21 protein-coding genes and 1 pseudogene are annotated in these 19,762 nt (G+C 45.4%); 8 read left to right on the top strand and 14 right to left on the bottom strand.

All coding sequences use genetic code 11. The features are described 5' to 3' along the window. Nucleotides 1-162: 162 nt before the first annotated feature. The 3 genes from ONT18_RS10310 to ONT18_RS10300 all read right to left on the bottom strand — a co-directional run bounded on the left by ONT18_RS10310 (nt 163) and on the right by ONT18_RS10300 (nt 2,430). Nucleotides 163-1,281 (bottom strand): AAA family ATPase, encoded by a 1,119-nt coding sequence (locus tag ONT18_RS10310; protein ID WP_437183724.1) that lies wholly within the window; start codon nt 1,279-1,281, stop codon nt 163-165. Further along, nucleotides 1,278-1,742, bottom strand: coding sequence for a helix-turn-helix domain-containing protein (locus tag ONT18_RS10305; protein ID WP_437183723.1), 465 nt, complete (start codon nt 1,740-1,742; stop codon nt 1,278-1,280). The genes ONT18_RS10310 and ONT18_RS10305 overlap by 4 nt, the downstream gene beginning before the upstream one ends. A gap of 157 nt (nt 1,743-1,899) precedes the next feature. After that, a complete protein-coding gene (locus ONT18_RS10300; RefSeq protein ID WP_264905391.1) occupies nt 1,900-2,430 on the bottom strand; it encodes a hypothetical protein in 531 nt (176 codons plus the stop codon). Between ONT18_RS10300 and ONT18_RS10295 the strand changes: the two genes are divergently transcribed. Beyond that, nucleotides 2,413-2,646 carry a hypothetical protein gene (locus ONT18_RS10295; RefSeq protein ID WP_264905389.1) on the top strand — a complete coding sequence of 78 codons (234 nt, stop codon included), beginning with the start codon at nt 2,413-2,415 and terminating at the stop codon, nt 2,644-2,646. The genes ONT18_RS10300 and ONT18_RS10295 overlap by 18 nt on opposite strands. A gap of 123 nt (nt 2,647-2,769) precedes the next feature. On the opposite strand, the pseudogene ONT18_RS10290 reads toward ONT18_RS10295, so the two are convergent. Further along, nucleotides 2,770-2,943 (bottom strand): annotated as a pseudogene (locus tag ONT18_RS10290) (tyrosine-type recombinase/integrase); the annotation flags it as partial. Between the two features lie 290 nt (nt 2,944-3,233). Here ONT18_RS10290 and ONT18_RS10285 point away from each other — a divergent pair. Genes ONT18_RS10285 through ONT18_RS10275 form a run of 3 tightly spaced genes read left to right on the top strand, consistent with a single transcriptional unit; the run spans nt 3,234 to nt 6,077 of the window. Then, nucleotides 3,234-4,463: a tyrosine-type recombinase/integrase gene (locus ONT18_RS10285; protein ID WP_264905387.1), complete on the top strand. Its 1,230-nt coding sequence runs from the start codon at nt 3,234-3,236 to the stop codon at nt 4,461-4,463. A 31-nt stretch (nt 4,464-4,494) separates the two neighbouring features. Beyond that, a complete protein-coding gene (locus tag ONT18_RS10280) occupies nt 4,495-5,718 on the top strand; it encodes a site-specific integrase (protein WP_153133674.1) in 1,224 nt (407 codons plus the stop codon). After that, on the top strand, nt 5,715-6,077 hold the full coding sequence (locus tag ONT18_RS10275) for a hypothetical protein (protein WP_119238501.1): 363 nt from the start codon (nt 5,715-5,717) through the stop codon (nt 6,075-6,077). The genes ONT18_RS10280 and ONT18_RS10275 overlap by 4 nt, the downstream gene beginning before the upstream one ends. A 238-nt stretch (nt 6,078-6,315) precedes the next feature. Here the strand turns inward: ONT18_RS10275 and ONT18_RS10270 are convergent, their stop codons facing one another. Further along, entirely contained in the window at nt 6,316-6,624 is a 309-nt protein-coding gene (locus ONT18_RS10270; RefSeq protein ID WP_008145366.1) for a helix-turn-helix domain-containing protein, read from the bottom strand. Nucleotides 6,625-6,706: 82 nt separating this feature from the next. Next, nucleotides 6,707-7,018, bottom strand: coding sequence for a helix-turn-helix domain-containing protein (locus ONT18_RS10265; RefSeq protein ID WP_008628599.1), 312 nt, complete (start codon nt 7,016-7,018; stop codon nt 6,707-6,709). Between the two features lie 397 nt (nt 7,019-7,415). Between ONT18_RS10265 and ONT18_RS10260 the strand changes: the two genes are divergently transcribed. From ONT18_RS10260 to ONT18_RS10245, 4 genes are all read left to right on the top strand, one after another. Continuing rightward, nucleotides 7,416-7,898 carry a DUF3408 domain-containing protein gene (locus ONT18_RS10260; protein ID WP_153085319.1) on the top strand — a complete coding sequence of 161 codons (483 nt, stop codon included), beginning with the start codon at nt 7,416-7,418 and terminating at the stop codon, nt 7,896-7,898. 184 nt (nt 7,899-8,082) lie between these two features. Beyond that, nucleotides 8,083-8,496 carry a MobC family plasmid mobilization relaxosome protein gene (locus ONT18_RS10255; protein ID WP_264905384.1) on the top strand — a complete coding sequence of 138 codons (414 nt, stop codon included), beginning with the start codon at nt 8,083-8,085 and terminating at the stop codon, nt 8,494-8,496. Then, nucleotides 8,493-9,443 carry a relaxase/mobilization nuclease domain-containing protein gene (locus tag ONT18_RS10250; RefSeq protein ID WP_264905382.1) on the top strand — a complete coding sequence of 317 codons (951 nt, stop codon included), beginning with the start codon at nt 8,493-8,495 and terminating at the stop codon, nt 9,441-9,443. Before ONT18_RS10255 ends, ONT18_RS10250 begins: the two co-directional genes overlap by 4 nt. 35 nt (nt 9,444-9,478) lie before the next feature. Next, nucleotides 9,479-10,228: a hypothetical protein gene (locus ONT18_RS10245; protein ID WP_264905380.1), complete on the top strand. Its 750-nt coding sequence runs from the start codon at nt 9,479-9,481 to the stop codon at nt 10,226-10,228. A 133-nt stretch (nt 10,229-10,361) separates the two neighbouring features. Here the strand turns inward: ONT18_RS10245 and ONT18_RS10240 are convergent, their stop codons facing one another. From ONT18_RS10240 to ONT18_RS10205, 8 genes are all read right to left on the bottom strand, one after another. Continuing rightward, complete coding sequence (locus tag ONT18_RS10240; protein WP_264905378.1) at nt 10,362-11,879, bottom strand: PepSY domain-containing protein; 1,518 nt, start codon at nt 11,877-11,879, stop codon at nt 10,362-10,364. Next, on the bottom strand, nt 11,851-12,726 hold the full coding sequence (locus tag ONT18_RS10235; protein WP_264905376.1) for a hypothetical protein: 876 nt from the start codon (nt 12,724-12,726) through the stop codon (nt 11,851-11,853). Before ONT18_RS10235 ends, ONT18_RS10240 begins: the two co-directional genes overlap by 29 nt. Continuing rightward, nucleotides 12,719-13,582: a hypothetical protein gene (locus ONT18_RS10230; protein WP_264905374.1), complete on the bottom strand. Its 864-nt coding sequence runs from the start codon at nt 13,580-13,582 to the stop codon at nt 12,719-12,721. The genes ONT18_RS10235 and ONT18_RS10230 overlap by 8 nt, the downstream gene beginning before the upstream one ends. A 12-nt stretch (nt 13,583-13,594) precedes the next feature. Beyond that, entirely contained in the window at nt 13,595-14,500 is a 906-nt protein-coding gene (locus ONT18_RS10225) for an HmuY family protein (RefSeq protein ID WP_264906827.1), read from the bottom strand. A gap of 41 nt (nt 14,501-14,541) precedes the next feature. Beyond that, on the bottom strand, nt 14,542-16,896 hold the full coding sequence (locus tag ONT18_RS10220) for a TonB-dependent receptor (RefSeq protein ID WP_264905372.1): 2,355 nt from the start codon (nt 16,894-16,896) through the stop codon (nt 14,542-14,544). A 151-nt stretch (nt 16,897-17,047) separates the two neighbouring features. Continuing rightward, nucleotides 17,048-17,683: a DUF4903 domain-containing protein gene (locus ONT18_RS10215; RefSeq protein ID WP_264905370.1), complete on the bottom strand. Its 636-nt coding sequence runs from the start codon at nt 17,681-17,683 to the stop codon at nt 17,048-17,050. Between the two features lie 67 nt (nt 17,684-17,750). After that, a complete protein-coding gene (locus ONT18_RS10210; protein ID WP_264905368.1) occupies nt 17,751-18,239 on the bottom strand; it encodes a hypothetical protein in 489 nt (162 codons plus the stop codon). Nucleotides 18,240-18,276: 37 nt separating this feature from the next. Further along, nucleotides 18,277-19,692, bottom strand: coding sequence for a hypothetical protein (locus tag ONT18_RS10205; protein WP_264905366.1), 1,416 nt, complete (start codon nt 19,690-19,692; stop codon nt 18,277-18,279). Nucleotides 19,693-19,762: the final 70 nt, after the last annotated feature.

The following is a 19,762-nucleotide window of genomic DNA, read 5'->3' as shown; positions in this document are numbered from 1 at the left end:
CTTATTATATATACACCAGAGTGAATGAACGGTTTTGTGAAGTCATTTTGTCGTATGTCCATGTAGTTAAATATGATGCCACTTCACAAAATCCGTCCGTTCTACTATTATATATACACCGAGGTGAATGAAGTGGTTTTTGAAGTGATTTTCGTTTCATCCTCACTTCTTCACCTCCTGCCCTTCAAGCAGCGGAAGCGAAGGATAATCCTTCATTCTGCAATACTCGTTGTTGCCACACTTCACCACCAGTTTGCTCTTCAATAGGAAGGTCAGCAACTTTGACATCACTGTTCTACCTCTGGCAAAACCAATAGTTGTATATCCTTTCGTCAATGCGTTTATCACATTCTCATAACCTGACACCACTTTCTTGCCAAAAGCCATTCCAAGTGCCTTGTCATGCTGCTCATCGGTAATGTCGGCTATTGTCATCTTCGGCTGTCTGGCTGTGGTGGAGTCAACCACATAGTCCTTGGCAATCTCTGGAAGTCCCTCCTTGTTTATTTGGAACGCAAAGGGCGCAAAGTCCTTGTCTCGGATGTTGAGCGGTTTCACTTCACTCACATTCGCCATCGAATTGCTCTTGCTTATCACCAGTACCGTCTCTGCCTTGTTGCTGAGTTCCGTTCCTATGTGACCTCTTACATTGTCATCACCCTTGTTCAAGTGTAGGACACAATGTATGTGCAGGTCATAGCGGCTTGACCACTGCATCAGTTTGTTGATGATATGGACGGACTCACTCGGATTGTTGATGTCGAGCATCAAGTCCCTTATGCCGTCAATGATGACCAAGCCAAAGCCCTTTTGCGTCTGCAAGGCATATTCTATCAGTCGCAGTCTGAGGTTGGGACTGTACTCTCGCAGTCCGAAGAACACAAGGTTCTCACTGTTCATGTTGTCGGGCAATCCTGCAAGCCGGAGGATGCGCTGCATCACGCTGTGACAGTGGAAACGGCTCTGCTCCGTATCAACGTAGAGTATCTTACGCTTGTCATCGGGTAGTTTTGCCGTATATTGCAGCACCTTTCCGTTAGCAAGCGAGGCAGCAACCAAAGCGGACACGTTGAACGTCTTTCGGCTCTTCGCCTTGCCTGTGGAGGCACTGAAGTTGCCAAGCGTGGCTATGGTCGAGTTGTCCACCCATATTATCTGTGGCGGTGTCTGGTAGGTCTCGTCCGCATGGATAAGCGATGCCTTCAGCAACTTTTCCAACAAATCAGCATTGTCCGCTGCGCCTTCAAAGAGGCTCATGTCGTTCATTTCTTCCATCGTCATCTGCTCTTCAAGGGTTTGTTCATCACATAGCGTATGGCATCCTGCTCATACACCTCTTTTGTTTTCACAGGGTGCTTCTTGATCCATTCCACCAGTTCTTCCTTGCTGAAATAGATGGTCTTGCCGTTTGGCTTGTAATGGGGAATGGCAAAAGTGCGTGTCAGTTTGTAAAGCTGACTCTTTGAAGCGTCAAGGAACACGCTTGCCTCGTCAAGGGTGAGCACGTCTTTTCCTGCAAAGAGCCATTTCTCCAGGCACTTGATGCGGTTCAACACATCCTCCACTGGTCCAAGCAGCTTGAATGCTTCTTCCATCTGTTGAATGCGCTCGGCAAGTCTCATTGGTGTCATCTCTGCCAGTTCCTGCTCTGTCAACTCATGTTCCTCCGCTTCTATCGTTGGCGGTAGGATAGCACCATCCTTTGGCAGATTGTCTGTCTGATTTGTTGTCTGTCCAATCATTGTCGTTATTCTATTTATCGTTACACATAACGAGGTCGCCCTCCATAACCAGGTTTCTGATTACGGAGGGCAAAGGTAAGGGCATTTATAGCCAATCGGATGGAAGTGCGCTTGACTGTCAACCGACTATCAAGCTAACTGTCAAGGTTTTCATCTGTCAGATGGTGTCCTTGCTGTCATTTTTACCGCAATCTGCTATTTCTTGCACTTTCTTGCGGATAGCCTCATAGATACTGGCGTTGGTACCTTTGGCATCACTTGTTGCTGAAGACAGCTTGGTTGTCGTAAGTGGCTTGTCTGTTGATGAAGACATGATGAGTTTATGCTTGGCAATGACCGATTGCCATTGCTTGCAGATCAAGTTCTTGCTGCAGAGCATGTCAAAGAAGAATGCCACACGTCTGTTACTTCTCGCCTTTAGCTGCTTGCTGACTTGACACGAGAAGAGTTTTCGCATATCCTCTTCCGACACATCGGCCGAGAACAAATGAACCTCATTGGCATGGCGCGCAATGAGGTTCAACTGAGTAGAATCAAAGTAACATTGAAAGTCCTGTTTCGGTTTGGTGTCTTGTGCTGTTTGTAATATTGACGGTGGTTTACCATGGAGATACTGACCGTTTGGAGGTGGCTCCGTGGTGTTGAACTTGTGATGAAGAGCCTTGTAGTCATGATACTCGAAATCCACTTTGGTAAAGAATATGACTACCAAGTCCTCACGTTCTTCAAGAAACTCCTCCATGATGTAGAAGTTCTTCTTGTGCTCGTTCTTGCCTGCCGCATACTGGCAGTCTGTATAGGAATGGCTGTTGAGAAAGTCCTTTTTGTAGCGGTGATACAGTTTACCGCATCCTATAACTTCCGTCTGATAGCACTCGTGGGCTTCCTTGAAGAACAGCCATAGTTTGTTGGTACCGCAAATGCCACCTACACCATTAGCGAAGGTGCATTCATTGCATTGGGGTAAAAAGAGAGAACGAGGAGTCGTCTCGTCCTTGGTTGTTTGATGTATTGTTATGTTCCATTTTTATTCTTCGAACGCACTGTCCAACAGAGAGACAGCCTCGTCCTTTTTCTTGTTGATGATTTTTGCGTAAATTTGTGTCGTGCGCACCTCCGTATGACCGAGAAGTTTGCTTGTAGTATATAGGTCTGCGCCCATGGTCAGCTCCATCGTGGCGAACGTGTGCCTTAAGCAATGCACAATTTAAGCAAAAGCAACGGAAAGTGAATATGAGAGAAATGAACTGCAAGTGGTTGAGAATGAGCAAGATTTTATAATTCTGCCAATTGGCTGCAAAGCAAAGCCGAGCAGGATATTGAGTTATTTCAGTTACCAAACCGTTAGCGGTCAGTTACCGAAACCAACACTGCTAACGAGGTGAAAAACAAATAGTTTGTCACCAGTGTTTGTTGCACTGTTCTGCACAACTTTCAATGACGGAGAATGCTTACTGATTGATTATTTTTGCAAACTAAAAAAGTAAGCAGATGAAAGTTGAAAAATTCAAGGTGCTGCTCTACCTCAAAAAGAGCGGATTGGACAAGAACGGTAAGGCTCCCATCATGGGACGCATCACCCTCAACCGAACAATGGCGCAGTTCGGTTGCAAGTTGTCATGTACGCCAAAGTTATGGAATCCACGTGAGAGCAGACTTGACGGCAAGAGCAAGGAGGCTGTGGAAGTGAACGCCAAGATTGACAAGCTGTTGCTGGCAATAAACTCAGCCTACGAGTCACTTGTGGAGCGCAAGACGGATTTTGACGCAAAGGCGATAAAGGATCTGTTTCAATGCAGTGCAGACACTCAGATGACCTTGTTGAAGCAGCTTGACGCCATCATTGCGGACATTGAGTCAAGAATCGGCATCGACTACAAGAAAGGCACGCTGCCAAACTACCAGTACACTCGCCTGACATTGGTATTGTTCGTCAAGAAGCGTTATGGAACTGACGATGTGGCATTCGGTGAGCTTGACGAGCAGTTTATCCGTGAGTACATGGACTTTTGCTTGGACGAGAGAGGTCTTGCACTTGATACAGTCCGCCACTATCTCGCCATCTTGAAGAAGACCTGCCGAATAGCTTTCAAGGCAGGACACTCCGAGCGTTATCATTTCATGCACTTCAAGCTACCTCAAAAGAAAGAGAATCCACCAAAGGCATTGACACGTGAGGACTTCCTAAAAATTCGTGACCTCGAAATACCAGAGCGAAGAAAATCGTTGGCTTTGACCCGTGACCTTTTTCTTTTCGCTTGCTATACAGGCACGGCTTATGCCGATACGGTTTCCATCACGGAAGAAAACCTCTTTCATGATGAGGAGGGCAGCCTTTGGCTGAAATACCATAGAAAGAAGAACAAGATGCTTGCACGTGTGAAGCTGCTGCCAGAGGCGCTTGCCATGTTGAAGAAATACAAAGACCCGACAAGACCTACTCTTTTACCGCCACAGGAATTTCGAGTGTTGAGAGGTAACATGAAAAGTCTCCGAGTACTATCTGGCATAAGTATGGATTTGGTCTATCATGTTGGACGGCACAGTTTCGCATCGCTCGTTACGCTCGAAGAAGGTGTTCCAATAGAGACTATCAGCAAAATGCTTGGTCACAACAACATTCAGACCACGCAAATCTATGCACGTGTCACCCCGAAAAAGCTATTTGAGGATATGGACAAGTTCATCGAAGCCAACAAAGACTTCAAGTTTGCCCTGTAATATTTTCACAAAATAAGAAAGGAACATAACAATGAGAAGTACATACAAGCAGTTTTATTATATCAACCGTGGCAGAGTAAAGGCAGACGGAACCACATCTATATTTTGCCGTATCACGATTGACGGCAAAGTGTCAGCCATAGCAACAGGTCTTTACTGTGCTCCCGAAGAATGGGACACGAAAAAAGGTGAAGCCAAGAATGCAAGAGTGAACGGACAACTGCAAGCGTTCAGACTAAGAATTGACGAAGCCTACGAGCAGGCAACAAAGGAAAAGGGCATCGTTACCGCCGAGATTCTGAAGAATGTTATTGTTGATGCAAATACTATCCCGATGACATTGCTTGCCACTGGCGAGGAGGAGCGTGAACGCCTTAGGCTGCGCTCTATCCGTATTAACTCAACATCTTCTTATCGCCAATCTAAGACATCGCAGCTAAACTTGCGAGAGTTCATCGGGTTACGAGGAATGAATGACATTGCATTTGAAGATTTGACTGAGGAATTTGGCAAATCTTATAAGTTGTTCTTGATTGGCAAAGGGTATAGTGCATCCAATACGAACCATAATCTTTGTTGGCTGCAACGCTTGGTTTATATCGCTGTTGACAGAGGTCTGCTGAAATTCAATCCATTGGAAGATGTCGGATATGAAAAGAAAGGCTCACCAAAGCGTAGACATATATCCAGAAATGACTTGCTGCTCATTATGGAGACTCCTATGGAGGATAAGGCTTTGGAGTTGGCACGAAGAATGTTTGTTTTCTCCAGCCTTACAGGTTTGGCTTATGTCGATTTACGTAACCTGTATCCACACCATATCGGGATGACGGCAGACGGTAGAAAATACATCCGTGAGAAAAGAGCAAAGACCAACAACGAAGCGTTCATTCCCTTGCACCCGATAGCTGAACAAATAATGTCGCTATACAATACAGCGGATGATAGCAAACCTGTTTTCCCTCTTTCTTCACGTGATTCCATGTGGTTTGAATTTCATTCACTCGGTGTGGCTTTGGGTATAAATGAGAACCTTACCGCACACGTTGCAAGACATACATTCGGAGTAAACATGGTTACTTCGGGCATATCAATGGAAAGCATCGCCAAGATGATGGGGCATTCCAACCTGCGAAGCACCCAGGTCTATGCCGTCATCACCGATGACAAGATATCCAAGGACATGGACAAGCTGATGCAGCGCAGAGAAACAAAAGAAACTGACCAGAATAAAAATAAGGAGGACGGGAAATGAACAGAGGGATAATAACTATCAGCGAGAGCGGAACGGTATCCATGCCGACCGATACTGTATGGATGACCATGCAGGAGATTGCCGACATGTATAATGTATTCGGCTGCTATGTGCGCAAGGCTGTTAAGGCTATATTCAAGGACGGCATTCTGAAAGAGCAGGGTGTACGCCGTCATGTCAGGAAGAACGACCGCATCAGCTATGATGTGTATAGTCTTGAACTCGTCATTGCGGTAGCCTTCCGTATTGACAGCATTGAGAGCAGAGCCTTTCGGGAGTTCATCATGCAGTCCGTCATCGGCAGGCAGACAAGCCGCACCAAACTGGTCTGTATCTTTACAGAGAACGCAATGGCATAGACCTGCCATAAAGCAACGTTCCTTGGAGGCTTTGCGCCTCTAGCCACTTGGGCGAACCTCCGCAGTGTGTTTTAGCATGGTATTAGATTTATACAGGTAACACAAATGATACCCGGCAAACACGACCAACTCGGTATAGCCAATAAAACGAGGCGACAACCTATAACAGCCATACTCGGTAAGTTATACGTTGTCGCCTTGTTCATTTCACCCCACTCATCAAGGACATGTATTTCTCCTACAAGCCCTTCATTCTGTACGCCTCACGATAGTTAGCCATCAGAATCTTCTGAATGTCGGACTCGCGGTAGAGTATCTTTCCGCCAAGCTGGATATACGGGATGACACCGTTGTTTCGGTAGTCCTGCAGGGTTCTTCGGCTCAGTTGCAGCCTGGCACAAAGCTCCTTGTCCGTCATGAAGCGCTCACCGCCAAGCATGGGGCGGTAGTTCATCACGGCACGTTCAAAATTGTCAACCATTCGGTTGAGGTGGTTCACGATGTGGTTCATCCACTCGCTGTTTCTTGTCATTACTTCATTGCTCATAGTTGTCTCGTTTTATTGTTGATACTTACGTTACTCGGTTTACTTGCTGCTTTGGATTAAGTGGCTGTTGTATATTGACAGCCTAACCTGTGCGCTTGCGAAAGCGCATGTCCTTTTTCCTGTCCTCCACTACTGCTACGATAGCCATCACGTCCTCCGGCTTGTAGTAAGTCTTGTGGCTGATTTGCGTATAAGCCAAAGTTCCGTTGTCCCGAAGCGTCTGTACTGTCCGTGGGCAGATGTTGAGTGTCTGACACACGTCCTGCGTGTCGAGCCACTTGTTCATGGTCTTGTCCTCACTGCGCTCACGGATTCTGTCCATGCGCTTCACAAAGTTCTCCAACTGGGCATCAAGATAGTTGAATGCCTCTTCCTCGAATACGATGAATCCCATACTTTTCTTTTTTCTAAGTTAATACTATGTTATATGTCGCAAAGCTCCACGCATATGCTGTGCTCCACGTTTGTGAGTGCAAAGATAAGGCACGGCAATCTAAAAACAAGCGTTTTCAATTTCTGTGGCAGTATGTTGCCGGGGTTTGCCGACTTCAACGCCAAAAACAACAAGAAAAACTTGCACGACTGCAACGAATACATGAACAATGATGAGTTGAGAAATACGTTGAAGTTCTCACAACTATCTCGGTATGCAAATAAGCAAGCCACAACTAAATTGCCACGTTACACCCAATCAGTTGCATGGCTGCACTCAGTACACTTACTTTGCACCCGACAATCGGTCAATGGTGCAAACCGTGACCACTATACTAACAAATAAAACAGCATAAGCTATGGCAAGAACAAAAGATGCAGTCTTGACTCCTGAGCAAAAGGAGCTGATGGAAAAAGAGTATTTGGATTTTGTTAAACCATCTACGTATGGCAACAAAGCCAATCCAAGTAGTTGTAATTCTCTCTATGATGATGTAGAGAACCCAGAGTTGAGAGCAATTGTAGAGAAAGTTGCTGCAACAACTCCCTATAGAGAGGAAACATCAACGAACGAGGCTCAATCGCCACCGAATCCGCAGAAGCGCATCAGCGGCAAGCAGCGCAAGGCGACATTAGAGGAGTATCAGCAGACCTTCCTCCAAGTTCCAAGGATTGACGACCGCAAGCCAGTCTTCGTCAGTTCCGATGTACGAGACCGTCTTGATCGTGTCGTCCGCATCCTCGGAGGGAGACGCATGAGCGTATCGGGCATCATCGAGAACATCGTGCGCCACCACCTAAGCCTTTATGAAGAGGACTTCGAGGCTTGGCGCAAATTGTGAGAATTAAGGTCTGCGACCTTGGACGTGGATAGCTGAAAGGCTGTAGTTCCAACTAACGTGTTCTGAGAGGGAGCGAGGTTATGTTTTGGGAACCCCAAAACGCCTCGCTCCACCATGAGGGCGGAGGAATTTTGCTCCCGACGGTCGCAGAAAGTGAGTGTACCAACTGTAAACAGTATATCGAATGACAAGCATACATGAACAGGACAAGAAAAAGGGCGGAAGACCGCCCACAGGCAGGGTTCGCAGGCTGTCGAAGTCTGTCACGGTGAAGTTCTCGAAGCCAAGCTACGAGGCACTGAGGCTGAGGGCGAGAAAAGCCAACTGCAAGTTGGCGGAGTACATCCGTGAGTCCGCCTTGAACGGCGAGGTGGTCAGCGGACACAACGCTGAGACGGTAGCCATCGCTAAGAATCTCATAGGCATGGCGAACAACCTCAACCAACTTACCAAGCTGTCGCATCTGAGAGGTTTCCACGAAACCCATGTGTATTTGGTGGACTTGTTGAGAAGATTGAAATCCATCCTTGGCGAGTATCGCCAAGCAAGTCCAAAATCGAAGCCATGCGGAATAGGCAGAAAGGAGGATGCTACATGATAGGCAAGCTAAAGAAGGGCAGCTCATTTGCTGGTTGCATCCGCTATGTTACAGGCAAGGACGAGGCGAAAATCCTTGCCTCTGATGGTGTGTTACTCGGCACGAATGCCGAGATGACGCAAAGTTTCGAGCTACAAAGGCAACTAAATCCAAGGATTAAGAAGCCTGTGGGGCACATAGCTTTGAGCTTCAAGCCCGAGGACAAGCCACGTTTGACGGATGAATTCATGGCTAAGATAGCCCTTGAATACATGCAGATGATGGGGATAAAAGATACTCAATTCATCATCGTAAGGCATCACAACACCGACAATCCACATTGTCATATCGTGTATAACCGCATCAATAACGAGGGCAAGCTCATATCAGACAGGAATGATTACAGGCGTAATGAGCAAGTGACCAAGGCTCTTAAATCCAAGTATGGATTTACCTACGGAACGGACAAGAGCAATACTAATACTCGTAAGTTACGCAATGCTGAGCGAGCCAAATATGAGATTCACAATGCCGTCAAGGATGCCTTGAACGGCACTGATAGTTGGCAGAAGTTCAAGAATGAACTTGCAAAGCGAGGTGTTCTCTTGGAGTTTGTCTATAAGGACAAGGAGCGAACCAAGGTTCAAGGCATCCGTTTCTGCAAGGATGGATATAGCTTCAAGGGTACGCAGATTAGCCGAGACTATAGCTTTGGCAAACTGAATGCGAGATTAGAGGGAACGGAGAACCTTTTATCAGCAAGAGCCAAATCTGCTCAGCAATACGAGCAAGGCAATCACAAGAACAACCAGGAGCCATCCATATCGGAGAGCAGTCAAGACCCTTGGGACGGTATTTCTTCCATAGGACTTTTTGCTCCTGCCAACGCTCAGACCTTTGAGTCTTTCCCAGAGGATGAATCAGCCAAGAAGAAAAAGAAGAAACGCAGAAAGGGCTTTAGCCTTTGATGCAAGTTACAAACCATTCAAACAACAAAAGAAAGATGAAAGAAGAACTATTGGAAGCCATCTACGGCACAGTTGAGAGATTGGAGCAGAAAGTCGATGAACTTTCTGCTTCACCAAAGAATGCAGAGGCTGGAAGCATTCCAGTCCCTGTAAGTGTTGATACATGCAAGCTTGAAAAAGCCATCCTTTCTATAGCTGTAAAAGAAGGGGAGTCTATTGACAAATTGGCAAGATTAAGAGAGGCTATCTGTATCTTTACCGACCTTACCAAGAAAGAAGCAAGTAACAGAGAACAGCGAAGCAAGCTCTTGTTTGATACAGTTAAGCAGCTGAAGCAAGAGCAAGATGCTGCATCAAAAGACCTGCAAGAGCGACTTGACAACATAAGCAATGCACCTCAGAAGAAGATTGTTACCCATCGTTTCGAGCCTACTTCAAAGTATGTTCTTCTTTTCATTGGTGGCTTGGCTTTATCTCTTGTTATCTCCATTTGGGGTAATCTCACCCAATGGCGAGAGCACAAAAATTGGGAGGAGGCAGACTTGAAATATAGAGCCTTAAAAATGGTTCTTCCATCTGACGACCCGAATATTCGCTACATCGAAAAGCATTTCTCTGTTTGCCGAGATGAGAAAGTTATTGATGATGTAAGAAGTCGTGTTGCTGTTTATGAAGATTCAATCTTTCGTTATCATAAAATGGTGGAGATAGCAGCATACAAAGATAGCTTGGCAAGAAAGTTGACAAACGAATCAAATGAAATCAAAAGGCTTATCAAGAAATAATAAGATGTTGTTTCTTGTGTTTGCACCATTATAGCAGGTGGAACACTATATAAAAAACTGATAGTGGCAAAAATATTACCTCGCCACCATCAGTTTGTTTTCGCATTTAATGAGAATTGGATTTTGTGCAATGTTATTTCTTTTTTAACCTAATTTTATAGCCCGACCACAAGCACCAAAACGCAAGAATGCCCATAACAAAGATGAATATGTATGTGGCTATCGTTCCAATGAAAATTCTGCCACTATGCACCTCTAATGCCACATTCCAAAGCGACATCGGAAGTTGGTTCATGCTCGAAGGTTGAGGGGCAAAGTTTGTTCCCTCGTAATATTCCGCTACGGCAGGGGTGGAAAAGTCTTGGCTCATACCTGCGACAGCTTTCTTTCCGAATGGTGCTCCTGCTTCATTCGGTGCAGGTTTGTTCGTAAAGTAATCGGTAGCAGTTCCTTGTCGTCTGTCCCAAACAAACAAGCCGCTAAATGAACCGCAAAGCCATCTACCATTTGCATCTTTCTGTAATACATTCAATCCCATCACGCTGACAGGTGGAACAGAAGTAATAACTTTCACTGTAGCATTTTTGATGTTCAATGAATAGAATCCTTCCGATGAGGATAACAGCCAATCATGGCAGCTCTCATCATAACGAATTATGCGGAGCTTGTCGTTCCAAGGATTCTTGCTTCTGAGTGTTGTGCCTGGGATAGACGGAATCTTGCTTAACACTAATGCTATCATCACAGGAGGGCGGAGACACCAACCCGTCAGTGCAATCAAGAGCGCAAGTATGATAGTATATCGCCCGATTCTGTCATGCAGATGAAGCGAGGTTTGCAGTAATGCCTTTCGCTTCGGTCTCAGCCAAAAGACGATACCCGTAATACAGAGAACCACAAGAATAATGGCTATGGCATCAACCACAATCTTTCCTGTTATTCCGAAAAGTTCTCCACTATGGAGTAGCCAAACGGTACGAAAGGCAGTTACTTTGCCGTCATAATCCTTTGGCGCATGAAGTTGAATGCGCTTAAAAGTCTTATAAGGAGGAAGCGAGGTATAGACAAAGGAACGACTGAGCACTACAAGGGTGTCGCCATGCGAAGCGATGTCCGTAAATTTCTCCTCATCCTCCAGTGACATATTCACCTCATGCCATTTGTTATGCACTCCATAGCGATAAAGCCCGAAAGGTGAGACTGCAAATATCCTTCCATTATCAAGCCTTATGACATTTTTGATTTGACGATAGTCTGCACCTTCTGGCAACCCCTCATTGAAATCCTTGAAATAGGAAGCCTTGGAGTCGGTAAGCCAGATGCCACCATTGCCATAAAGCAACAGTTGGCGACAAGAATCCACATTCCTCATGGAATCTACCATTAAATCCTTGCCAATGTCAAGCGTGCCTCGTAGCAAACCGCCATTCCATTTCTGAAACTCATAACGACTTGGCAGGTACTTCCTGCTCACGTTCACATCCTTGATGAGTGAACGATGATTGAGCAGGATGCCTGACACGCAGAACATCAGCATGAAGAAGTTCAAGCCGATACCAAGCCATTTATGTTGTTTTCTCCAAGTTCCTTTCTTCATTGATTTCCTTATCTGATTATCTATCTTATTTCTTTTCTTTCTTCGCCCTTGCATCCTTGACAATCTTTCCTGCCAAGAAACAAAGTTCTATCACCATTACCACCCAATGCCAAGGATATTCGCTCGGATGTGCAATGAGCTTCCCGATGATGCCCGTGCGATTAAATGCCTCTACCGCTATCCAGAACACGATGACCGTTGCCGTACCCATTCTGATGTTTGCTCCCCACGATGGCAAGTGGAGTTGCTTGCGAAATACGTATGGGGCGGAAAGCAAGGCACCGAAGGCTACACCGAAGGTGACTGGATTCTCACGACCAAACAATTGAGGATCGTAGAGGTTCATCAGCAGGAGATAGCAAGTCCAGAGCATTGCGTTGATTTCCATGAAGGTAACAATGCTGGTATGGCGTGTCATCGGGCGAGCGGCGATGAGTCGCTTGTTCTTCCCCAAGAAGAGCGTCTGCCACCAGTTGAGGAAGTTGCAGGCATTTCGGGAACAGAAGATGTAGAGCAACATCACCATTGCCCACAAGCCAAAGGTGGCAGGGAGCAGAAGATATTCAGGGCGGCTCAACACTTCTCCTGTCACTGGGTCAATCTCAGCATGTGTGCCCCAACGATGGGCATAATACATGAAGAGGAAATCCACCCAACCTGTCCAGTAGAACATGCCACCGATAAGTCCGAGCAAGGTTTGGCGAGTCTGTCCCTTGACGAAAACACCGACCACCACCATCACCAAGCCCACGAATCCCACAGCCATGCCAGCACCCAACAGTTGCGTGCCGTCGTAGTTGTCCTTCAATACTCGTGCCACCAAGTGAACCATGGGCATGCTTCCCAATATCACGCCCATCGACACGATGGATTTCCACCAATATAGTTTCTTGTTACTCATGGCTTTTCTTCTTGTAAGCTGCAAACATGATATAGACGAGCAATGCCACGAATGCCACGAGGATGCAGATCATCTGGGTTGTATACTTCTCCGGCTCAATCCAAATCTCCTTGAAAAAGTCAAGGCGACCAAGCACTTCCACTGGAACCCAGAACACGACAACCGTTGCGATAGCCATACGGATATTGGCTCCCCATGTGCTCAAACGCAACTGCTTTCGGAAGATGAAGAAACTACCTATCAGACAAGCTACGGCAACAACCGAAGTTACAGGATGATGGTCGCCGAGGAAATTCTTGTCGTAGCAGAACATCAACAGGAGATAGCTGGTCCAGAGAATCATGTTCAGTTCCATGAAGGTGACGATACTTGTATGATGTGTCATCGGACGGGCGGCAATCTCGTTCTTGCGGGAACGGAAGAGAACACGCTGCCACCAGTTGATGAAGTTACATCCGTTCTTGGTTGAGAAGATGTAGAGCACCATCACCATCATCCACATGCCGAAGGTGGCAGGGAGGATGAGGTATTCAGGGCGAGTCACAACTTCGCCATTCTCCATCTCCGGCTGTGTACCCCAGCGGGTAGCATAGTACTGGAACAGAAATTCTATCCAACCGGTCCAGAAAAGCAGACCTCCGAAAAGTCCCCAAAGAGTCTGTTTGGTGTCTCCCTTTACGAAGACACCGATTACTACCATGATAAGACCTGCCAACCCCATGAAGAAGGCTGAGTAATGCACAGCTTCAGGAGTCATCGTCTTATCCATTATCATCATCAGCGCATGTCCCAACGGCATGGTAAAGAGTACCACGAGGAACGAAGCGATGGATTTCCACCAATTCAATTGTTTCATAATGTTTAATATTTATTTTAATTCATCTAAGTAATAACTGATTCTTCCTCCTTCATCACCTATCTGCACATTGGCATCATACCAGGAGATAATCTGGAGCTTGTAATATCTCTCGCCATCCCACGAACGGATTACGTAGGTATGGAAAGAAGGAGTATATACTGGAGGTGGACCAGAGAAGGTCATTGCCTTTTCGAGCACCGGATTGCCGCTTACCAACTGCTTGGCAGGACCATTGTTCGGGTCGAACCAAGGGTTCTCGTTCATATCCAGTTTGTTGGCGATGCAATACTTGTTCCAGTCTTCCCGCGACATGGTGACATAGACGCTTGCTGAATCATCCACGGCGAAAGTCATGTTGTGTTCAGCCAGATAAGCATCCACCTGCGCCTTGCTCGTCCACTTGTCATATTCGCCATAGCCCAGGTCGGCAGCACCGCCCTTGCCTATGCCGCTCGTTCCACTGTTGGTGCGGAGCTGGTAACCATCGAAGGCGAGGTCCCACTCCGTAGCAGGATAAGCCATCGTATTGGGGTCATCCTCCATGTTCTCCATCACCATAATGCTGCTTGCCTGGCGCTTCACCGTCTTATAGGTTAACTTGCCAGTGGCTTGATTCTTGGTAAAGATGGTATCGCCGTTTGCATCACGCTCTGCATCCTCGAAGATGTTCTTCTGCACACCTTCGCTCCAATACTTTACGAGTTTGGCAGTACCTTTATAATGGAAATATTCCTCTATCGGCTTGCCGTCAATATAGGCGATGACACTCTGGTTAGGATTCAGCACATTATAGCGATGTCCTGTCTTCAGGTCAAAATAGAGCCAGTCGTTCGTAACACCCGTGCTATAACCTGTTTTTCGGGGCAAGGTATGACCAGTGAAGTCCTCAGCCTCATAAGATACGCAGCTCGTCATTGCGGCTGCCATACCTATTATATATAGTAATGCTTTCTTCATTATTTTTTCTTTCTAAATGCTTTTACCAATTCATCTACCAACACTTCCACCTGCACATGCGCCTTGGCTCCTGCCGTGGCTGGCACGTTAAACATGGTGATGCCCGAACCTAAGGTCTTTGGCACGTAATTAAAGATGTTATCCACACCCACCGTCACCTTTACCTTATTATAAAAGGTCTGAATCACCGACAGATTGCACAATACATACTGTGGCAACTGGCAGCGGAAGTAGGCATCGTGGCTCTCACCGTTTACAGAGAGTCGGTCCTGCACATCAAACTTCTTCTCACCCATGTAGCTTGCCGAGAAGGTAGCGCCCAGTCGGTAGTTTTTCTTGTTGTACTTGTAGTCGAGGCTCGCCGTAGCAGCATGAGGCGAAGTGGTGTTCACCTGGACGCCATCCGTCTTGCTCACGTTCACGTAGCTGTAGGTGGCATTCATCGTGAAGTGGTTGAGGAAGTGCCAGCGCATGATGGCCTCCAAACCGATGAGGTTCTGCTTCGACAGATTAGTATATTCGAAATTGTACTGCATGTCGTAGATACGCCATACGCCCTCAATCTTCTTGCGGAAGAAGTTGCCATACACATTGCCCGAGATGAAGAAGTTATCGTTCGAGTACTCTGTGCCCAGGCTCACGTAGTTGTTCTTCTCAGGCTTCAGGTCCTCGTTACCCTTAATCATGAACATGCCGAGGTGGTCCCAGTTGAAGAACAGCTCCTTGATGCTTGGCGAACGGTAGCCCATCGAATAGTTGGCTCTCCATGCCCAGTGATCCGAAGGACTCCACTTGAAGGCAATCTTAGGCATCGCCATCAGTCCGAAGGCACGGCTGAAGTTGGTTCTCACACCTGTCGAAACCATCCAGTGGTCGTTCATCGTCCACTCGTCCTGCAGGAAAGCCTCCGTCTCTTTCAGCGAACGGGTGCGCATGATGTGGGAGGCATCGCCGTTGAATCGGTCGCTCGTCAGGTCATCGCTCAGGTGCTCGATGCCGAGGATGAGGTCGTGGCCCTCGAACTTCTGCGAGGTGATGGAGAGGCGAGGCTGGAAGATACGGCTCTTATACACTTTGGTACGCTCGTCGATACGCTCGTGGCGCTTGAAGCGGTCGTAGAAGTCGCCATGAAGGGAGGCGGTAATCTTGAACCAATCCTTGAAGGAGTACTTAATCTTGGTTCCAGCCGTCCAGTCACGCGCCTGACTGAAAGTCATATCCTGAATGAGGTCGTAGGTATTCATATAGAACGCACTACCGTAGGCAAGAATCTCCAGATTCTTGAAAGGGTCGTAGAAAACCTTCTGCGATACCGAGATATGCTCTGTACCCTCGATGCTCATTGGCGGACGGGAAGCCACGCTGGTTATGGTCACGTCGTGGTCGAGCCAAGGATTCGCCTCTTGGGTATAGACCTTCTTGTCGTTCTCAGCCTGATACATGTAGAAGGCATCGCTCGAAGAATACCACACGTCGGTCTGCGAAGTTACCTTGCCTGCATTGAATCCTGCCGATACCCAGCTCTGCAGGTTCGGGCGGTCGGCGTTCTTCTCAAACATATACAAGAAATCCTTTTTTTCTGGATTCTTGTAGTTGGTTTCGTTCATCTGTCCCCAGCGTACACCAGCCTGAATATCGATAGGCTTGGTGGTTTTCTTGGTGATAAGGTTGATGACGGCACCCGATGCACGGCTTCCGTAGAGGGTACTGCTGGCACCCTTCACGATTTCGATGCGGTCGATGGCATGGAGGTTGAATCGCTCGTAGTCGAGGTTACCCGCCATGTCGCCCGTCAATCGCTCACCATCCTGTAGGAAGAGCACGTGGCGGGCATCCAAGCCCTGCATGGAGATTTCGTTGCCGAAACCCACCTTCTGGATGTTCATACCCGGTGTCTCCTGTTGCAGAGCCTTGGTCAGGTCGGCATAGCCTGCATCTACCAGTTCCTTACCGCCGATCACCTGCGTGCTCACTGGCGAGAGCTTGATTGGTCGCGCGGTGCGGGAACCTGTAACCACCACCTCGTTCACCTTCATCACGTCTTCGGTCATGAAGAGCTTGAGGGAGCTGTCGCTTCCAATGGTTCCCCTCAGAGGGTTATAGCCCACGGATACCACCTGGTAATAACACTTGCCACTCTGAGTCACCGAGATGGTAGCCTCACCATCCATGTTGGTAACAACACGCTGTGGCGATTTCAATTTCTCATTGTCGGCGTAGGTGATGACTGCACCGATGATTGGTTGCTCAGTGGCTTTGTCGAAGATACCGAACTTCACCTTTCGCTGTGCAGCGACAGGGAGGGCGAGTATCATCAGCAAGCCGATGAGCATTACATTTCTAATTGTATTCATTTATATTGCTATTCTATTTTTTCCAAATCCTTACACGATTTTAGCCTCGCTATGGCTTGTTTCTCTTCCCTTCATTTTTTACTTGCAAAAAGAAAGAGAGACATGTCTGGGCATATCCCTCTTTCCTTTGATTATATGAACAATATAAAAGTTATCCTTGACCATTTTCTTTTTTCCACTGTGCAAGGTCTTTCTCATATTGCTCAAACTCCGCCTTAAAATTGTTAAGGCGACTTTTGTCAATAGTCTGCTGGAATGTTTCTGTGCGTACATTCATCATATTGTAGTTTACAATAAACTCAATCTGATTTGTCAATACATTCAGATAACCATCAACAGATGCTCCACTTCCTGTTTGGCAATCATTTGGATCATCACCATTAGTGGTAACATTGCCATCTTTACCTTGGAATTTAACCCAACCTGCTTCTGGACGTTCTGACTTATCCCATGAATTGAGGTTCATGAACTTTGTGTTACACTTGAATGTTACTGCAAAAGGCATAGTGCCTACTGTAAAATCAACAAGTGAAAGAGTCATAGAACCATCCTCTTTCCAAGTGAAATTAAACTTGGTTGGACAACCACTTGCCAAATGAGTTTTATCAACTCCACTCATGGTAGCCTTTGTGGATAAAACTATATCCCCGTTAAGAATGTCTTTTGCCTTTGTTACATATTCTTCTGCAGGTGGTTCTTTATTTAAATCATCATCACTACTGCACGAAGATACAAACAAAGCAAAAATTCCTAAGATTGCAAGAGCAAAAAGTTTAATACTTTTCATTGTCAATACAAAACTGTAGCAGTAGCCAATATGTGAATAAAGGCTACTGCATACGTATATTATAAGATTACTTTAAAGTTCCTTTAAAATGGAAAGAAGCAGGGAATTTAATGATTGAAAGATAAGTACCATGAACAGCCATGTCAAACTCCAATGTGCCATTTTCTACTTTCGCATTGGTCAGAGAATCAAGATAAAGTTTGACTATACCACCAATCTTCAAAGTCAATGTTCCTGCAACAGCATCTTTCTCAGCTGTAATTTTACCAGTAGTCTCATCAACAGTGACTGGCAACTCGACAGCAATGGTTCCTGGCATTTTGCCAATCTGTGGGAAATCACAATACAAAACATTACCCTCGAGAGTAAATGTTGCACTCTCTGGATCATAACTCTTGCCATTCATTGTAACGTTGCTAATCTGACCAACGTAATCACCCTCATAGTCTGCTACACTTGTAACAGCAGTTACAGACTCAACACTTGTACTTGCCATAGCATTTGCTGCGAAGAGCATGCTCATAGCCATTACTACTAAACCGAAAATTTTCTTCATTGTTTTTAAATTAAATTTGTTAAACTTTTTTATTAATTTATTTTGTCCAATTATAGCCCTTGTTTAAAGAGCAATTTAATCTTCTGTAATAACTTAATTTTTGTGGATTTACATTCTTATAATATTTATCAATAAATTCTTTTGTAGAATTTCTGTTATATGTATCTTTTGAACATGTAAATGATGTAGTAGGTTCCATTGATGTGTCGAAATTATAGAATACAGTGAGGTTAGGATAAACTAAATCGTATGATGTAGGTAGGTCACCGATTAATAGATTACCAAGCATAACGATATTAGACATATCAAAAACTTTCAATGATGGCAAAACTTCAACATCCAAGTAAGTTGCCTTCAACTCTTTTTTATTTGGAAGAGTAATACTTTCCAAAGAAGGACAATTGTAAACAGACAAAAAGCTTCCAACCATTTCGTCACCTTCAACTTCTTTGCTTCTTTGTCCCCATACAGAAGATTTACTGATATTTAAATCTTTTAAGTTCTGAATATCAATCATTCTTATAAGGTAAAGACCATTTGCAGATGTCAAATTTAAATTATCTATCTTTATTCCTTGAAGAATGAGTGTACTAAGTGTAGAACCTACTTTTATATAAGACAAAGTACCTTCGCTACCTTCATTGCAGAACAAAGCTAGAGATGTTCCCTCCCAATAAGGATTATCTACAAGATATTGTAAGCCTTCAAAATTTTCAACATTGTCACTTTCCATAATAGCAACTGCCAAAGACTTCTGCTCATTACCAAGGTGTTTGCTTATATCTATGTTGTCTCCATTAAACAAATCAGAAAATTTATTCTTCAAATAAGTTCTAAGATTAGCATCTGGCACTTCTCTCAAAGTATTATACTTTTCCGAAACGCCATCCTCATTCTGCATCTTAACATCCATCGTACCACCATCAATGGCAGACTTATTCTGACGATAGAAACGCATAAGCTGAGCAATATTATACTTAGCTTCCTCTGGCAAATAAAGTTTGGTGATATTGTGAACATTCTCCACTGTCTCATCGCCATTTTCCTCTACTGTTACCTTTACGAGGTTATCGTAGTTGTAAATGTCGTTATTTGTGAGGTCAATGCCTGTAATCTGAGCAGGGAGAACTGAAAAGTCGAAAGTCTCACCATAGCCGTTGCTGCTAAGGTTCAACTCTTTCAAATTAGGAAAAACAGAAAGTTCCTTCAAGGCAGCGGTATCAACCTTTGTGCCTGAAAGGTCGAGAGATGTGGTGCTGTTGGCTTTGTCGTCAAGGAGCATTTTGCCATTTTCATCAAACTGGTATCCCTTAGCTTTGAGGATAGTCATCAACTCTGAGTTGCTTACAGCCACATTGCTATAAGAAGGTGTATCGTCGTCACTGCTGCAAGAAGCGAAACCGAGGCAGAGTGCCAGGGCAGCGAGACCGATGAAATTCTTAAAAATCTTCATTGTTTTATTATTCTTTTAAATGTTTATAATTAATATAAAATATTACCCTTAATTTGTGGCGGCAAAGGTA

It is taken from the genome of Segatella copri (assembly GCF_026015295.1).
Classification (GTDB): domain Bacteria; phylum Bacteroidota; class Bacteroidia; order Bacteroidales; family Bacteroidaceae; genus Prevotella; species Prevotella copri_C.
The sequence above is the reverse complement of the archived record's forward strand: the minus strand, read 5'-3'. Positions and strand labels throughout refer to the sequence as shown.

What these genes read in the sequence shown, in the direction of transcription:
- ONT18_RS10265 (WP_008628599.1), bottom strand. Translation starts at nt 7,018, where the DNA reads ATGGGATTCATCGTATTCGAGGAAGAGGCATTCAACTATCTTGATGCC.
- ONT18_RS10270 (WP_008145366.1), bottom strand. Translation starts at nt 6,624, where the DNA reads ATGAGCAATGAAGTAATGACAAGAAACAGCGAGTGGATGAACCACATC.
- ONT18_RS10310 (WP_437183724.1), bottom strand. Translation starts at nt 1,281, where the DNA reads ATGACGATGGAAGAAATGAACGACATGAGCCTCTTTGAAGGCGCAGCG.
- ONT18_RS10225 (WP_264906827.1), bottom strand. Translation starts at nt 14,500, where the DNA reads ATGACGAGCTGCGTATCTTATGAGGCTGAGGACTTCACTGGTCATACC.
- ONT18_RS10230 (WP_264905374.1), bottom strand. Translation starts at nt 13,582, where the DNA reads ATGAAACAATTGAATTGGTGGAAATCCATCGCTTCGTTCCTCGTGGTA.
- ONT18_RS10205 (WP_264905366.1), bottom strand. Translation starts at nt 19,692, where the DNA reads ATGAAGATTTTTAAGAATTTCATCGGTCTCGCTGCCCTGGCACTCTGC.
- ONT18_RS10240 (WP_264905378.1), bottom strand. Translation starts at nt 11,879, where the DNA reads ATGCAAGGGCGAAGAAAGAAAAGAAATAAGATAGATAATCAGATAAGG.
- ONT18_RS10275 (WP_119238501.1), top strand. Translation starts at nt 5,715, where the DNA reads ATGAACAGAGGGATAATAACTATCAGCGAGAGCGGAACGGTATCCATG.
- ONT18_RS10260 (WP_153085319.1), top strand. Translation starts at nt 7,416, where the DNA reads ATGGCAAGAACAAAAGATGCAGTCTTGACTCCTGAGCAAAAGGAGCTG.
- ONT18_RS10295 (WP_264905389.1), top strand. Translation starts at nt 2,413, where the DNA reads ATGATACTCGAAATCCACTTTGGTAAAGAATATGACTACCAAGTCCTC.
- ONT18_RS10280 (WP_153133674.1), top strand. Translation starts at nt 4,495, where the DNA reads ATGAGAAGTACATACAAGCAGTTTTATTATATCAACCGTGGCAGAGTA.
- ONT18_RS10285 (WP_264905387.1), top strand. Translation starts at nt 3,234, where the DNA reads ATGAAAGTTGAAAAATTCAAGGTGCTGCTCTACCTCAAAAAGAGCGGA.
- ONT18_RS10235 (WP_264905376.1), bottom strand. Translation starts at nt 12,726, where the DNA reads ATGAGTAACAAGAAACTATATTGGTGGAAATCCATCGTGTCGATGGGC.
- ONT18_RS10255 (WP_264905384.1), top strand. Translation starts at nt 8,083, where the DNA reads ATGACAAGCATACATGAACAGGACAAGAAAAAGGGCGGAAGACCGCCC.
- ONT18_RS10210 (WP_264905368.1), bottom strand. Translation starts at nt 18,239, where the DNA reads ATGAAGAAAATTTTCGGTTTAGTAGTAATGGCTATGAGCATGCTCTTC.
- ONT18_RS10305 (WP_437183723.1), bottom strand. Translation starts at nt 1,742, where the DNA reads ATGATTGGACAGACAACAAATCAGACAGACAATCTGCCAAAGGATGGT.
- ONT18_RS10245 (WP_264905380.1), top strand. Translation starts at nt 9,479, where the DNA reads ATGAAAGAAGAACTATTGGAAGCCATCTACGGCACAGTTGAGAGATTG.
- ONT18_RS10220 (WP_264905372.1), bottom strand. Translation starts at nt 16,896, where the DNA reads ATGAATACAATTAGAAATGTAATGCTCATCGGCTTGCTGATGATACTC.
- ONT18_RS10250 (WP_264905382.1), top strand. Translation starts at nt 8,493, where the DNA reads ATGATAGGCAAGCTAAAGAAGGGCAGCTCATTTGCTGGTTGCATCCGC.
- ONT18_RS10215 (WP_264905370.1), bottom strand. Translation starts at nt 17,683, where the DNA reads ATGAAAAGTATTAAACTTTTTGCTCTTGCAATCTTAGGAATTTTTGCT.